11 protein-coding genes are annotated in these 15,637 nt (G+C 35.3%); 10 read left to right on the top strand and 1 reads right to left on the bottom strand.

What is annotated here, in order from left to right:
- Positions 1 to 54: 54 nt before the first annotated feature.
- Positions 55 to 2,250, top strand: coding sequence for a hypothetical protein (locus ABI657_RS07060; RefSeq protein ID WP_348096540.1), 2,196 nt, complete (start codon positions 55 to 57; stop codon positions 2,248 to 2,250).
- Between the two features lie 65 nt (positions 2,251 to 2,315).
- Positions 2,316 to 4,196: a rhamnogalacturonan lyase gene (locus ABI657_RS07055; protein ID WP_348096539.1), complete on the top strand. Its 1,881-nt coding sequence runs from the start codon at positions 2,316 to 2,318 to the stop codon at positions 4,194 to 4,196.
- A 126-nt stretch (positions 4,197 to 4,322) separates the two neighbouring features.
- On the opposite strand, the gene ABI657_RS07050 is transcribed toward ABI657_RS07055, so the two are convergent.
- Positions 4,323 to 5,363: a GntR family transcriptional regulator gene (locus ABI657_RS07050; protein ID WP_348096538.1), complete on the bottom strand. Its 1,041-nt coding sequence runs from the start codon at positions 5,361 to 5,363 to the stop codon at positions 4,323 to 4,325.
- A gap of 366 nt (positions 5,364 to 5,729) precedes the next feature.
- Here ABI657_RS07050 and rhaT point away from each other — a divergent pair, with 366 nt between their 5' ends.
- The 8 genes from rhaT to ABI657_RS07010 all read left to right on the top strand — a co-directional run bounded on the left by rhaT (position 5,730) and on the right by ABI657_RS07010 (position 15,606).
- Positions 5,730 to 6,800 carry an L-rhamnose/proton symporter RhaT gene (gene rhaT / locus ABI657_RS07045; protein WP_348096537.1) on the top strand — a complete coding sequence of 357 codons (1,071 nt, stop codon included), beginning with the start codon at positions 5,730 to 5,732 and terminating at the stop codon, positions 6,798 to 6,800.
- Between the two features lie 24 nt (positions 6,801 to 6,824).
- Complete coding sequence (locus ABI657_RS07040) at positions 6,825 to 8,966, top strand: bifunctional aldolase/short-chain dehydrogenase (protein ID WP_348096536.1); 2,142 nt, start codon at positions 6,825 to 6,827, stop codon at positions 8,964 to 8,966.
- Between the two features lie 199 nt (positions 8,967 to 9,165).
- Entirely contained in the window at positions 9,166 to 10,440 is a 1,275-nt protein-coding gene (locus tag ABI657_RS07035) for a TIM barrel protein (protein WP_348096535.1), read from the top strand.
- Positions 10,441 to 10,451: 11 nt separating this feature from the next.
- Positions 10,452 to 11,813 (top strand): FGGY family carbohydrate kinase, encoded by a 1,362-nt coding sequence (locus ABI657_RS07030; RefSeq protein ID WP_348096534.1) that lies wholly within the window; start codon positions 10,452 to 10,454, stop codon positions 11,811 to 11,813.
- 245 nt (positions 11,814 to 12,058) lie between these two features.
- Positions 12,059 to 12,796 carry a (Fe-S)-binding protein gene (locus ABI657_RS07025; protein ID WP_348096533.1) on the top strand — a complete coding sequence of 246 codons (738 nt, stop codon included), beginning with the start codon at positions 12,059 to 12,061 and terminating at the stop codon, positions 12,794 to 12,796.
- On the top strand, positions 12,793 to 14,193 hold the full coding sequence (locus ABI657_RS07020) for a lactate utilization protein B (RefSeq protein ID WP_348096532.1): 1,401 nt from the start codon (positions 12,793 to 12,795) through the stop codon (positions 14,191 to 14,193). The genes ABI657_RS07025 and ABI657_RS07020 overlap by 4 nt, the downstream gene beginning before the upstream one ends.
- Positions 14,183 to 14,770, top strand: a complete 588-nt coding sequence (locus tag ABI657_RS07015) for an LUD domain-containing protein (RefSeq protein ID WP_348096531.1) — start codon at positions 14,183 to 14,185, stop codon at positions 14,768 to 14,770. Before ABI657_RS07020 ends, ABI657_RS07015 begins: the two co-directional genes overlap by 11 nt.
- A gap of 17 nt (positions 14,771 to 14,787) precedes the next feature.
- Positions 14,788 to 15,606 (top strand): SDR family oxidoreductase, encoded by an 819-nt coding sequence (locus ABI657_RS07010; protein WP_348096530.1) that lies wholly within the window; start codon positions 14,788 to 14,790, stop codon positions 15,604 to 15,606.
- Positions 15,607 to 15,637: the final 31 nt, after the last annotated feature.

The raw sequence follows: 15,637 nt of genomic DNA, 5'->3' as shown, positions 1-15,637 counted from the left end.
AAATCTGAAACAAAGAAAACCTGAAACTATCAAAAAATATAAATTAAATATCAGATGAAAAAATATCAATTAATTATTGCATTTGTGTTTTCGATTTCGCTATCGGCACAACAAAAAATAGACAGGAAATCATTGGTAACAAGGCATAATGTTCAGATTACTGCAATAGATACTTTAGCTTCTTTAACGGTTGGTAATGGTACTTTTGCTTTTACCGTTGATGTTACGGGATTACAAAGTTTTCCTGAAAAATATCAAAAAGGGATACCGCTTGGAACACAATCGGAATGGGGTTGGGACAGTTATAAAAATACCGAAAATTATAAGTTTTCTGAAACTTTAAGAGAGGTAGATCAGTATGGTCGTAAGATTTCGTATTCAACACAAATTAAAGAACCTGCACGAAAAAAAGAAGCAGTCGAATGGTTTCGTCAGAACCCGCATTTATTGCAATTGGGAAATATAGGTTTTGAAATCACTAAAAAAGATGGCGGTTTGGTAAAGTCAGAAGATATTGAAGCTATTAATCAAAAGCTGAATTTATGGACAGGAAAAATTGAGAGCTATTTTGAGGTGGAAGGCACTCCTGTGAAAGTGATAACAGCTTGCGATCAGACAAAAGATGCTTTAGGCTTTAAAGTAGAATCGGATTTAATTCAACAAGGGCGTTTGAAAATTCGTATTCGAATCCCTTTTCCAACAGGATTATGGGGTGATATGGGGACGAAATGGGAAGAAAAACAGGATGTAACTATTTCTGCTGTTGCTATTGAGGGGACTGACATGGGGAAAAAATGGGGAGGAAAACAAGATTATAAAAGCAATCTGAAAATCAAAAATAAATCAGAAGCTACAATTACACACGTAATGGATAGTATTTCGTATGATATTAATTTGAAATGGAAAGGCACTGCATCGATTAAAGAAAAAGCAAAACATTATTTTGTTGTAGAACCTTCAAAAAGCAATACAATAGAATTGAGTTGTTCGTTCGTTCAAACACATAAAAACAGATCTGTAATTCCTTCTTTTGAAGCGATTGAAAAAAGCAGTATCGCTGGTTGGGAAACCTTTTGGAAAAGTGGCGCCGCTGTTGATTTTTCTGGAAGTACAGACAAACGGGCGTATGAATTGGAACGAAGAGTAATTCTTTCGCAATACCTGACCAAATTGCAATGTACCGGAAAAGTTCCGCCACAGGAAACGGGTTTAACCTATAACAGTTGGTACGGAAAACCGCATCTTGAAATGCATTGGTGGCACGGGGTACATTTTGCACTTTGGGACAGACCGGAATTGTTGGAGAAAAGCCTTCCGTGGTATCATAAAGTTTTCGAAAAGGCGAAAGATATTGCCAAAAGACAAGGTTTTGAAGGTGCAAGATGGCAAAAAATGACTGATCTGGATGGTAATGAAAGTCCGTCATCGGTAGGATCTTTCCTGATTTGGCAGCAGCCGCATTTTATTACTTATGCTGATTTGATTTATCAGGCAAAACCAACAGCAGCTACTTTAAATTTATATAGCGAGCGTGTTTTTGCTACGGCTGATTTCATGGCTTCATTTGCCAATTATGAAAGTAAAAACGATCGTTATGTTTTAGGGCCAGGTGTAATTCCTGCACAGGAACGTTTCAAAGCAATGGAAACTTTTAATCCAACCTATGAATTGGCGTATTGGAACTGGGCTTTGAAGACAGCGATAAACTGGAAGAAAAAACTAAACCAAAAAGTACCTGAAAAATGGGAGGATGTTTTAAAAAAACTATCGCCTTTGCCAATTGCGAAAGATGTTTATCTGGCAACAGAAAGTGCAACAGATTCATACACAAATCCCGAATTTAAAACCGATCATCCATCGGTTTTAGGAACTTTTGGAATGCTTGCTGAAACATCTCTTTTGGATAAAAAAATTATGAAAAATACTTTTGATCTGGTTTGGGATACCTGGTCATGGGACAAAACATGGGGATGGGATTTTCCAATGACGGCTATGTCTGCAGCTCGTTTGCAAATGCCTGAAAAAGCAATTGATGCCCTTTTTATGAATGTGGTAACCAATACCTATTTAAAAAACGGACATAATTATCAATCTGAAAGACTTACGCTTTATCTTCCGGGAAATGGAGGATTATTGACAGCCGTTGCGATGATGTGTGGAGGTTGGGAGGGAAATACAATTGAAAATCCCGGTTTTCCTAAAGACGGAACTTGGAAAGTGAAAAGTGAAGGGTTTAAGAAGATGTTTTAGTAAAGAGTTTAGTAAAGAGTAAAGAGCAAAGAATTATTTAAGCTATCGTAACCAAAACCTCTAATATGAATGTAATTATTAAAAATAGAATTTTATTACTATTACTTTTTTTGTCAAGTTCAATCTTATTGGGACAAAGACAAATGGAAAATCTGGACCGTGGTGTAATTGCGATTAAAAATAACGGTCAGTTTTTCATAAGCTGGCGTGTTTTAGGAACTGATGCTGATGATCTGGCTTTTAATTTATATCGAAAGAGCGGTACTAAAAAGGCAGTAAAATTAAACGAGAAACCGATTACAGGCGCAACTAATTTTCAGGATGCAAAAGCAAATGTTCAGGAAGAAAATACCTGGTTTGTAAAAACGGTTTTAAAAGGAAAAGAATTGGAAGCGAATGGTAGTTTTACTATTCCGTCTTTAAGTGCTGATAAAGATTATTTATCAATAATTATAAAGCCTATTGAAGGTTATATTCCGAATGATCTTTCCACTGGCGATTTAGATGGAGATGGCAAGTATGATTTAGTAGTTCATATGACTGGAAAAGGGCATGATAATTCGCATACAGGAATTACGGATCCGCCGATATTTCAGGCGTATACATTAGACGGAAAATTTTTATGGCAGATTAATTTAGGAAAAAACATTCGCGAAGGAGCACATTACACTCAGTTTATGGTATATGATTTGGATGGTGATGGAATTGCAGAATTAGTATGTAAAACTGCTGACGGAACAACCGACAGTCAGGGTAATGTAGTGGGAGATGCATCAAAAGACTGGGTAGAGAGAGATCCTAATTCGGGGACTTTTGGTAAAATTTTGAATGGCCCTGAATATCTTTCTGTTTTTAATGGAAAGACAGGAAAACTCGTTACCACAGTAGATTATATTGCAGAAAGAGGTGATCTTGCAGGCTGGGGCGGACATGGCGGAAGCGGAGGAAATGATACAAAAGGAAACAGAATTGATCGATTCACGGCTTGTATTGCGTACTTAGACGGGATTCATCCAAGTGTGGTCATGTGCCGTGGCTATTACGGAAGAACGGTTTTAGCTGCCTGGGATTTTAAAAATAACAAACTGACTTCAAGATGGGTTTTTGATAGTAAAGATGCTGAGAATCCGTATTCAGGAATGGGAAATCACGGACTTACTGTTGCTGATGTAGATAATGATGGAAAAGAAGAAATCATTTATGGATCGATGTGCGTTGATGACAACGGAAAAGGTTTATACACAACAGGTTTCAGACACGGAGATGCCTTGCATGTTTCTGATCTGGATCCGGATGTTCCAGGTTTGGAAGCTTTTGGAATTCATGAAATAGAAAACAAAACCACAGGTCCGGGAGTAACGCTGTTTTCTGCAGCTGACGGAAAAGTTTTGTTTACTGATTCTCTTAATGAAGATGTTGGCAGAGGAGTAGCAGACAATATTGATCCGGATAGGAGAGGAGCACAATGCTGGTGGTCCGGTTCTCCTTTTTTGTATGATATGAAAGGGAATAAAATAGGGGATGCCCCAAAATCAATCAACTTTTTGATTTATTGGGATGGTGATACTTCAAGAGAAATTCTGAATTCGAATTATATTGACAAATATGGTAAAGGGAGATTATTTACGGCAACTGGAGCAGTTTCCAATAATGGAACGAAATCAACTCCGGCACTTTCTGCAGATATTTTAGGAGACTGGAGGGAAGAATTAATTTTAAGAAGCGAAGACAATAAAGAATTACGAATTTATTCTACTACAATTCCAACTGATGTTAAACAATATACTTTGATGCATGATCCTCAATATCGTTTGAGTATTGCCTGGCAAAATGTGGGTTACAATCAGCCGCCTCATACCGGTTTTTATTTTGGAAGCGGGATGGCGCCGGCACCAAAACCTAATATTGTATTAGTTCCTTTAAAAAAGCAAAAAAGAAAGCCCTGATATATTGACCAGGGCTTTCTTTTATTTAAAAAAATATGAGCTGTTAGATTAAAAGTTCACGCAGATTAAAAAAAGCTCTAAGCCGATTTTGTTTTATAAAAAAACTTAGAACTTTTGTGCGTTCTTTTAAATAGAATTTCTGTCAATAAAATTAAACGGAACTTTTACTTCTCCTTTTTCCTTGTTTAAAATCATTCTGGCAGCAACTTCTCCCATTATAGTAAAATCAGTAGACATAACGGTTATTCCAAGTAACTCTTTTAAAGGAGTATCATTGTATGATATTACTCCAATATCCTGACCTAAAACATATTCTTCATCCCTTATTTGCTTTACCAGATTAACCAGATCAGATTCTTCAATAGTAATAAATAAGTCTCCTTTTTTCAGGATCATATCATCGTAAACTTCACTAAGTATTTCAAAATTAATTTCATGTTCAACACAAAATTTTCTAAAACCATGCAAAATTCTTCTGGGATATGGATAAACAGCCTTGTCAGGATATACTAAAATGAGTCTTTTATATCTGGTTATCTTAGAAAGACCTTCTTTTAAGGCATTGTAAATGTCATTTTCAAAATCCTGATATATCTTGATAACCTCACTTCCTAATCCAATCTTAATATTATCCATAATGACCAACTTGTTCTGTGGTATTTTTTGAATAGCTTTTGCAACTTCATCTGTAAAACTCAAATGTTTCAGTTCCTCAGTTTTAAAATGAGTAGTAATGACATAATAGTCATAAGCACCTTCAAATTTATCCAACAGATTTAAAAACAATGTCTCATCGCAATGATAAATATGCAGATCTACATGGGCATTTGCGCCTAATGTATTAATAAATGAGCTGTAGGTTTTCATTTTATAGGCACTCAGTTTATTAAACAAAAACAGAATATTAACTTTGGATTCTAGTTTTGTTCTGGTAATGTAATAACCTTTCCCTCTAATGGATGAAATGATTTTTCGCTCCTTTAATATGTTATACGCTTTTTCAACAGTATCTCTTGACATATAAAATTCCTCACTGAAGCTATTTATAGATGGAATTTTTTGATTTATCTTCAGGTTACCATTAGCAATGTTCTGCAAAATTGAATCAACAATCTGCTTGTACTTAGGAACTCTTGAATCTTCGTCTATTTTAATAAGTTTAATCATTTTTTTGGCTTGTAATTACACCGAAGTTTTCGGAAATAAATTGAGTTTGTATTTAAATAAAAAAGCTTGAGAATTATGATAATAGCAATTTCTTACAAATTAATTCAATTAAATAAGGGTTATATTATCTTTTTGTTGAATTATTTAATTAAGTTTAAATAAGTCTGTAATAATTACGAAATCGATTGCTAAAATAGAAATTTTAAATTTATATTTCGACAATACAAGTATTCTTCTTGATATTAACCTTCTGTTTTAACATAATTACAAAATCTACAAGGATAGTACAGGATAGTTTTGTTTTTTACATTCTCTTATTTTACAAAGCAGATTAAAATCTAATTAACCTAAACCAATTTTTTTTAAATGGAATCATTACTCGGAATTATATTTCACTCCATTGGAGGTTTTTCTTCAGGTAGTTTTTATATGCCTTTCAAAAAAGTTAAAGATTGGGCCTGGGAGAGTTACTGGTTAGTTGGAGGTTTTTTCTCCTGGTTAATTGTTCCTCCAATTGCAGCTTATTTAACGATTCCAAATTTTACTGAAATTATTGCTGCTGCATCACCAGATGTAAAAGTATTAGCCTACACAATGGGTTTAATTTGGGGAATAGGAGGGCTTACTTATGGTCTTGGTGTTCGTTATTTAGGAATGTCATTAGGAAATTCAATTGTATTAGGGTTTTGTTCCGCTTTTGGAGCTTTAGTTCCTCCAATTTATTATAATTTTTATCATACAGAAGGTAAGGTATCTTTTACTGATATGCTTTCAAACACAGGAGGCCGTCTCGTACTGCTTGGTGTATTGGTATGCCTGATTGGTATTGCTATTTCCGGGAAAGCAGGAATGCTTAAAGAAAAAGATTTTGCCACTGGCCACGAAGACAAAGACAGGGAATTTAGTTTGGTAAAAGGTTTAATTATTGCCATAATATCCGGTATCCTTAGCTCATTTTTTAATTTCGGAATTGAAGCAGCAAAGCCAATGGCTGATGTTGCGAATGAAGCATGGAAAGCACTGAATCCAAATCAGGGAGAATTCTTGTACCAAAATAATGTAAGCTACATTGTGATACTTTGGGGTGGACTAACAACTAACTTTATATGGTGTATGTATCTTAATTTCAAAAACAAAACTTTTGGAAATTACACCGATACTAAAACACCAATTTCAAAAAACATCCTTTTTTCGGCCATTGCAGGTACGATGTGGTTCTTACAGTTTTTCTTTTACGGAATGGGCGAAAGCAAATTAGGAAACGGAGCAAGTTCCTGGATTCTGCACATGTCAACTATTATTCTTACGGCCAATTTCTGGGGCTTTTATCTAAAGGAATGGAAAGGAGTTTCCAAGAAAACATTCAATACTTTTTTATTGGGAATCGTGCTAATCATGTTATCCATAGTTTTAGTTGGAATTGGTAACTCTTTATAATAATCAAAACATAATATATCATAAATGTCAAATATAAACACAAATAATATGACTTTTCAGCATGTAAGCTATCTTTGGGATGATGCTAAAGCTGCAGCACTGGCAGGAGATGAAGTAGCTCTTTTTATCTACCGATCTAATTTATTGGGAGCTGATTTAAGACTTACCAATTATGGAGGGGGAAATACTTCCGTAAAAATCACGGATAAAGATCCATTGACAGGTGCAAGCTCTGAAGTAATGTGGATTAAAGGTTCTGGCGGAGATATCGGAACATTAACAAAATCTGGTTGTGCAGCCCTGTATTTGGACAGATTACGTAATCTTGAGAATGTTTACAAAGGTATTGAGTTTGAAGATGAAATGGTAGAATTGTTCAACCACTGTATTTTTGATTTAGCTTCGAAAGCACCTTCTATTGATACACCATTACACGGTTTTTTACCTTTCAAACATATTGATCACCTTCACCCTGATGCGGCTATTGCTATCGCTGCTGCAAAAGACGGAGAAAAAATTACAGAAGAGTTATTCAATGGTGAAATTGGCTGGGTAGGATGGCAACGTCCTGGTTTTGACCTGGGTCTTCAATTAAGAAGCTGTCTGGAAGAAGCAGAGAAAAAAGGTAAAAGATTACGCGGAATCATGTTAGGATCTCATGGTTTATTTACCTGGGGAGATACTGCTTATGAAAGTTATATCAATACACTGGAAGTAATTGAAAAATGTGCTGACTATCTAGAAAGTAATTACGGAAAAAAACGTCCTGTTTTTGGAGGTACAAAAATAGACAGCCTTCCGGAAGCAGATCGTAAATTAAAAGCGGCAAAAATAGCTCCGATTTTAAGAGGTTTTTGTTCGTCTGAGCGTAAAATGATTGGTCATTACACTGATGATGTGAGAGTTTTGGAATTCATCAATTCAAATGATTTATCAAAATTAGCTCCTTTAGGAACTTCTTGTCCGGATCACTTTTTACGTACTAAGATAAGTCCATTGGTTTTAGAATTAGATTCAAACGAAGATTTATCAGATGTAAATGCAATAAAATCAAAATTGACTCCTGCTTTTGAAGGGTACAGAACAATGTACAAAGAGTATTATAATACATGTAAAAAATCTAATTCGCCAGCAATGCGTGATCCAAATCCGGTTGTGATTTTATATCCTGGGGTTGGTATGTTTACGTTTGCAAAAGATAAAACAATGGCTCGTCTGGCATCAGAATATTATGTAAATGCAGTAAATGTAATGAAAGGGGCAGAAGCTGTTTCTGAATATACTTCATTGCCACATCAGGAAGCTTTTGATATCGAATATTGGTTATTGGAAGAAGCTAAATTACAGCGTATGCCAAAACCAAAAGCGCTTTCAGGAAGAGTGGCTATAATTACCGGTTCTGCAGGTGGAATTGGTAAAGCTATAGCTAAAAAATTTGCGGAAGAAGGGGCTTGTGTAGTGATCAACGATATCAATGAAGAGCGTTTGGAAGGAGCAAAAGCAGAATTTATCAAATCATTTGGAAAAGATGCTGTTTCGAGCACATTACTAAACGTTACGGATGAAGTTAATACTGAAAAGGCTTTAGATGCTGCTTGTTTAGCATTTGGGGGTGCTGATATAATTGTGAATAATGCCGGAATCAGTATTTCAAAATCAATTGCAGAACACACTCTCGAAGAATGGGACAGGTTATATGACATTTTGGTAAAAGGACAGTTTATTGTTTCCAAGGCCGGAATTGAAGTAATGCGCAAACAAGGTTTTGGAGGAGATATCGTAAACATCGTTTCTAAAAATGCTGTTGTAGCGGGTCCTAATAATCCTGGATACGGATCTGCAAAAGCCGCTCAGGCACATTTAACACGTTTAATGGCTGCCGAATTAGGGAACGATAAAATTCGTGTAAATACTGTTAATCCTGATGCTGTTATCTCAGATTCTAATATCTGGTCTGGCGGATGGGCTGAAGGCCGTGCAAAAGCTTACGGAATTACCGTTGAAGAATTGCCAGCCTATTATGCGAAACGTACTTTGTTAAATGAGATTATATTGCCTGATGATATCGCCAACGCCTGTTTTGCATTCGTAGGAGGACTGTTGAACAAATCGACAGGAAATGCCCTGAATGTAGATGGGGGTGTATCAATGGGCTTTTACCGATAAGTTGTTAGTTTTTTAAGTTTATAACAAAGTGGTTTTTGTTTTCTAACGTTCGATTCTTTCGGACGTTAGATTTTTATAACAACAATTGTTTTGCAGATAAATTTATTTAAAAATAAACACAAATACATAATAGTAGTATAACTAAGGGACAATTCTGGAAATAGTCATATATTGTAAACCCTATTTAAAATAAATAAGTATGTTAATTCAATCCAATACTATAGCATCTCATAATGATGATTTATTAAAAAAGCATCAGAATAAATTAGTTTTTACAGCTTCTGAAATTGCCGAAACAGAAGCAATTATTCAGAAACTAATCGATTTTCAAATTGCTATTCCATCCTGGGCATTGGGAACAGGAGGAACGAGATTTGGACGTTTCCCAGGCGGCGGGGAACCTCGTTCTATTGAAGAAAAAATTGAAGATGTAGGTTTGCTTCATGCTTTAAACAATGCATCCGGAGCAATTTCCTTACACATTCCATGGGATATTCCAACAGATTATAATGCTATCAAAACTTTAGCCGGACAGCACGGATTAAAATTTGATGCCATGAACTCGAATACTTTTCAGGATCAGGCAAATGCAGAGCAGACTTATAAATTTGGTTCTTTGCAAAATGTAAACAAAGCAGTTCGTAAGCAAGCTATTGCTCACAATATTGAAGTAATCCAGCACGGAATAGAGTTAGGATCAGAATCATTAACTGTTTGGCTGGCCGATGGGTCTTCTTTCCCCGGACAATTAAACTTTAGAAAAGCATACCAGAATACTTTAGAAAGTTTAGAGGAAATCTACGAGGCATTGCCATCCAACTGGAAATTATTTTTAGAATATAAATGTGCAGAGCCAAATTTCTATTCAACTACCGTTGCAGATTGGGGACAGTCATACTCGTATGTGAAGAAATTAGGGGATAAAGCACAGACATTGGTTGATTTAGGCCACCATTTGCCAAACGCCAACATCGAGCAAATCGTTTCTTTATTATTGATGGAAAATAAATTGGGAGGTTTCCACTTTAATGATTCAAAATACGGAGATGACGATTTAACAGCAGGAGCGTTGAAACCTTACCAATTATTCCTGATTTTCAATGAATTGGTTGAAGGAATGGACGCCCGCGGAATGAATCATGCTAAAGATTTAGGATGGATGATCGATGCTTCTCATAACATTAAAGATCCATTGGAAGATTTATTACAATCTGTTGAAGCGATTATGATTGCTTATGCTCAGGCACTTTCAGTAGATAGAAAAGCTTTGGAAATTGCTCAGCAGGAAAATGATGTTGCCAAAGCTCAGGAAATTTTACAAAATGCTTTCCGTACAGATGTTCGTGCCTTGGTTGCTGAGGCACGTTTGCGTTCTGGGGCAGCATTAAATCCCGTAGAATTATATCGTAGTCTGGCTGTAAGAAATAATTTGATTTCAGAAAGAGGTTTAAAAACGATAGCTACAGGCTTGTAAAAAATATCTAAATGAATGTAGTTGCAATTTTTGATATTGGTAAAACAAACAAAAAGGTATTTTTATTTGATGAAAATTATAAAATTGTTTGGGAAAAATCAGTAAATCTTGATGAAACAGTTGATGAAGATGGTTTTCCATGCGAAAATATTGAAGTACTTAAAAACTGGATACTCGATCGATTATCAGAAATAAAAGAACTGAACGATTATGTACTGAAAGCTATTAATTTTAGTACTTATGGAGCGAGTTTTGTTTATGTAGATGATAAAGGCAATTCTTTGACGCCATTATACAATTATTTAAAAGAGTACCCGGAAGCACTTAAAAATGATTTTTATAAAAAATATAAAGGAGAAGAAGTTTTTGCAGTAAAAACAGCTTCTCCTGTTTTAGGAAACCTTAATTCCGGAATGCAAATTTACAGGCTAAAGGAGCAAAAACCGGAAATATTTGAGAACATTAAATATTGTCTGCATCTGCCTCAATATCTAAGTTTCCTTTTAACCGGCGAAGCCTATACCGATATTACAAGCATTGGATGCCATACCAATCTTTGGAATTTTAAAAAGATGAAGTATCATAAATGGCTAAAAAATGAAGGAATAAAAGACAAACTTCCACCAATTCATCCCGGAAGAGATGTTATTAAAAAAGAAAATGATTTGGCAGTTGGGATTGGGTTGCATGATAGTTCGTCCGCAATTATTCCATACACAATAAATTTTACGGAACCTTTTGTTTTATTGTCAACAGGAACATGGAGTATTTCACTGAATCCTTTTAATAATAAACCTTTGACGTTTAAAGAACTTCAACACGATTGTTTGTGTTACATGCAATACACCGAAAAACCGGTAAAGGCAGCTCGTTTGTTTTCAGGTAACGAACATGAAGTACAAACCAAAAGACTCGCAGAACATTTTAATGTACCCTTTGATGCTTTTAAAGAGGTTTACTTTGATAAAAAAATAGTATCCACTTTAAGAGCTTTAAATTTTGCCATTATTTATCCAAAGAAATACGATTTTGATATTCTTAAAGAATGTCAATTTCAAAAAAGAGACCTTTCTGTTTTCAAAACTTACGAAATCGGGTATCATCAATTGATGCTGGATCTCGTTGAACAACAGGTTTTTTCAACTAACTTAGTGATTCATAACAGCCCGGTAAAGAAAATTTTTGTCGATGGAGGTTTTAGTAAAAACTCCATTTTTATGAATTTACTGGCTGAGGCTTTTCCTGATGTAGAAGTTTATGCCGCTTCGATGGCACAGGCTAGTGCATTAGGTGCAGCGCTTGCCATTCATCAAAACTGGAATCCTAAACCGATACAGAATGATTTAATTGATTTGAAATTTTATAAACACTGATATATTGCCACAGATTAAGCTTAGTTTGTTATTTCGAGGAACGAGAAATCTTCGTAAGTAAATCCGCAAACATAATCTTCAATCTCTGCAGAGCTACTAGCGAAGATCCTTCCTCAGTCAGGATGACAAAAATGAGGATAAAATTTGCTTGAAATAAAATAATAGTCACAGATTAAAAGATTAGAAAGATTAAAATAAAATCTGCTGAATCTGCAAAATCTGCATGAAAATAATAATACAGTAATATGAAAATCGGACTTTTTATACCGTGCTATGTTGACCAATTTTATCCAAAAGTAGCTATTGCAACCTATGAACTTTTGCAGAAATTAGGATGTGAAGTTCATTTCCCGATGGGTCAAACCTGTTGCGGTCAGCCAATGGCGAATAGCGGATATCAACATTTAACCAAAGGTTGCGATGCTAATTTTATAGCGAATTTTTCAGAGTTTGATTATATCGTTTGTCCGTCAGGAAGCTGTGTTTTACATGTAAAAGAACATTTACATGATGAAACACAGGAAGATTTGGCTGCAGAAATGCGAAAAAAAGTTTTTGAACTAACAGAATTCATTACTGATATCCTTAAAGTAGAAACTATCGAAGGAAATTTTCCTTATAAAGTAGGAATGCACGTAAGCTGCCACGGACAACGCGGACTGAAGCTTTCGCAGATGACCGAATTAAATGCTCCTTTCTTTTCAAAACCTGAACAATTATTAAGCAATATAAAAGGTTTGGATTTGATTACATTAAACAGAAAAGACGAATGTTGTGGTTTTGGAGGTACTTTCTGTGTAACCGAAGAAGCTGTTTCCGTCAAAATGGGTCAGGACCGAATTAAAGATCATCAAAAACATCATGTGGATTATATAACGGGTGGTGACATGTCATGCCTAATGCATTTAGAAGGTATTCTGAAAAGACAAAAAAGCAATATAAAGACAATTCATATTGCTGAAATCTTAAATTCATCTTTATGAAAAAAGATAACTTAGACCACAGTCAGGCCGCAGCCATTTTTAACAAAGACGTTGAACGTGTAAATTGGCATGATGAAACGCTTTGGTTTGTTCGTGAAAAGCGTGACAAAGCGGCAAATCTGATTCCGGATTGGGAACTACTCAGGGAAACTGCTTCACAAATTAAAAACAATGTACTTTCCAATATTCATGACTATTTAGTAGAATTTGAAGCTAATGCTCAAAAAAACGGAATAATTGTGCATTGGGCTGCGGATGCCAAAGAGCATAATGAAATAGTGCATTCTATCATGACAAAACATGAGGTGAAGCAAATGGTAAAATCCAAATCAATGCTTACTGAAGAATGTCATTTGAATGATTATTTAGCCCAAAAAGGTATTGAAGTAATCGATTCAGATTTGGGTGAATTTATTGTACAGCTTCGTAAAGAGCCACCAAGTCATATCGTTTTACCGGCGATTCACCTTAAAAAAGAAGATGTAAGTGAAACTTTTCATGAGCATTTGGGCACAGAGAAAGGAAATTTTGATCCTCAATATTTAACCGAATCTGCTCGTCAGACCTTAAGAAATACTTTCTTAACACGTAAAGTTGCTTTAACAGGAGTTAATTTTGCCATTGCAGAAACCGGTGAATTTGTAGTCTGTACTAATGAAGGAAATGCAGACATGGGAGCTCATTTAGCAGATGTTCACATTGCCTGTATGGGATTCGAAAAACTGATTCCGCAGCGTAAACATTTAGGCGTTTTCTTAAGATTATTGGCCAGAAGTGCTACGGGACAGCCGATTACTACTTTTTCAAGCCATTTTAAAAAGCCAAGAGAAGGTACGGAAATGCATATCGTTATTGTTGATAATGGCAGAAGCACGCAATTGGGAAGAGAAGATTTCAGAAACTCTTTAAAATGCATTCGCTGTGGTGCTTGTATGAACACCTGCCCAGTTTATAGACGAAGCGGTGGCCACAGTTATCATAATGCGGTTGCAGGGCCAATTGGTGCGATTTTAGCTCCAAATTTAGATATGAGCAAAAATGCAGATTTGCCTTTTGCCAGTACACTTTGTGGTTCCTGTACGAATGTATGTCCTGTTAAGATTGATATTCACGATCAGTTATATAAATGGCGTCAGGTATTAGTAAAAGAAGGTCACACGTCAACGGCAAAGACCATTGCAATGAAAACGATGGCAACCGTTTTGGCAAATCCAACGATATTCAATTTAGCCGGAAAATCCGGGAGATTTGTAATGAAGAATATTCCTTCAATGGTGAATAACAAGATGAATAAATGGTATGATCAGCGGGAAATGCCAGCTGTTCCAGAAGAATCATTTAGAGAATGGTATAAGAAAAATTCAAGAGAATCTAAAGCTAAAGATAATGAGCAGTAAGTCTGAAATTTTATACAAAATAAAACAAAACCAGCCAGATGCAGTTAGTGCCCTGCCTGACTTGGATGTTTTAAATTCTGATAATCCAAATGTTTTGGAAACGTATAAAAAGATTTTGAAAAACATTGGGGGAGATAGCGTTGAAGTTGTTGATTATGCTGAAATTAAAGATTATCTAAGAAAAAATTATGCCCGTGATAAAAGAATAATCACAACTATTCCGGAACTTTCTGAACCAGAGGCTTTACATTGGAAGAATGATGACCCACACACGCTTCAAAATGTTGAATTAGCGATTATTAAAGCTCATTTTGGTGTTGCCGAAAATAGCGCTCTTTGGGTTACAGACGATTTATTAGTACAACGTGTCATACCTTTTATTGCACAGTATTTAGCTATTATTGTCAATAAAAGTGATATTTTAGCCACCATGCATGAGGCTTACGAAACGATTGGAAATCAGGAATATGGTTTCGGAACTTTTATTGCAGGGCCTTCAAAAACTGCGGATATCGAACAATCATTGGTTTTGGGAGCGCATGGAGCCAGAGGATTAATTGTATTTTTACTGCAATAATTAAATATATATAAAGATTGAAAACTGATTTTACGCTACAAGGAAAAGTAATAGTTGTTACCGGTGCAACCGGAGTTATAGGAAAAGCATTTGTTAATGGCATTGCTGCTGCAGGAGGAACAGTTTGTGTTTTAGGCAGAAATGAAAAAATTGCTAATGAAAGAGCAGAATTAATTATTAAAAAAGGAGGGAAAGCAATGGCTTTGATTGCTGACGTAACCATTGAAAATGATTTGATAAAAGCACGTGATCTGGTTGTTTCAAAATATGGAAAAATTGATGGATTGGTAAATGCAGCAGGTGGAAATATTCCGGATGCCGTAATTGAGTCTGATCAGGATATTTTTAAATTAAATATGGACGCTTTACAAAAAGTAATGAATTTAAATTTATTTGGAACGCTGTTGCCAACTCAGATATTTGGAGAAGTAATTAAAAATAATGAGTTTGGAGGAAGTATAGTAAATATTTCTTCTGTAGCAACAGAACAGGCAATAACAAAAGTTTTGGGATACAGCCTCGCCAAGTCAGCAATTGATTCTTATACAAAATGGTTTTCAGTTGAACTGGCAAAACGATATGGCGATAAAATCAGGATGAATTCTATAGCTCCGGGATTTTTCTTAACGGAACAAAATAGAAAATTACTGACCAATCCTGATGGCAGTCTAACAGAAAGAGGTAATTTAATAATTCAAAATACACCCTACAAACGTTTTGGAAATCCTGAAGAATTATCTGGTGCATTAGTTTGGTTATTAAGTGATGCCTCAAAATTTGCCACAGGTTCAAAAATAACCTTAGATGGTGGATTTACTATTTATGGCGGGGTGTAGTAATTTTTAATTTTAAAATATATTAAGCGAT

The organism is Flavobacterium sp. (genome assembly GCF_039930565.1).
Taxonomy (GTDB): Bacteria; Bacteroidota; Bacteroidia; order Flavobacteriales; family Flavobacteriaceae; genus Flavobacterium.
This window is presented reverse-complemented; position numbering and strand designations above follow the sequence as displayed.

Excerpts from the sequence above, each read along its gene's own strand:
- ABI657_RS07060 (WP_348096540.1), top strand. The coding sequence starts at position 55 with ATGAAAAAATATCAATTAATTATTGCATTTGTGTTTTCGATTTCGCTA.
- ABI657_RS07055 (WP_348096539.1), top strand. The coding sequence starts at position 2,316 with ATGAATGTAATTATTAAAAATAGAATTTTATTACTATTACTTTTTTTG.
- ABI657_RS07050 (WP_348096538.1), bottom strand. The coding sequence starts at position 5,363 with ATGATTAAACTTATTAAAATAGACGAAGATTCAAGAGTTCCTAAGTAC.
- rhaT (WP_348096537.1), top strand. The coding sequence starts at position 5,730 with ATGGAATCATTACTCGGAATTATATTTCACTCCATTGGAGGTTTTTCT.
- ABI657_RS07040 (WP_348096536.1), top strand. The coding sequence starts at position 6,825 with ATGTCAAATATAAACACAAATAATATGACTTTTCAGCATGTAAGCTAT.
- ABI657_RS07035 (WP_348096535.1), top strand. The coding sequence starts at position 9,166 with ATGTTAATTCAATCCAATACTATAGCATCTCATAATGATGATTTATTA.
- ABI657_RS07030 (WP_348096534.1), top strand. The coding sequence starts at position 10,452 with ATGAATGTAGTTGCAATTTTTGATATTGGTAAAACAAACAAAAAGGTA.
- ABI657_RS07025 (WP_348096533.1), top strand. The coding sequence starts at position 12,059 with ATGAAAATCGGACTTTTTATACCGTGCTATGTTGACCAATTTTATCCA.
- ABI657_RS07020 (WP_348096532.1), top strand. The coding sequence starts at position 12,793 with ATGAAAAAAGATAACTTAGACCACAGTCAGGCCGCAGCCATTTTTAAC.
- ABI657_RS07015 (WP_348096531.1), top strand. The coding sequence starts at position 14,183 with ATGAGCAGTAAGTCTGAAATTTTATACAAAATAAAACAAAACCAGCCA.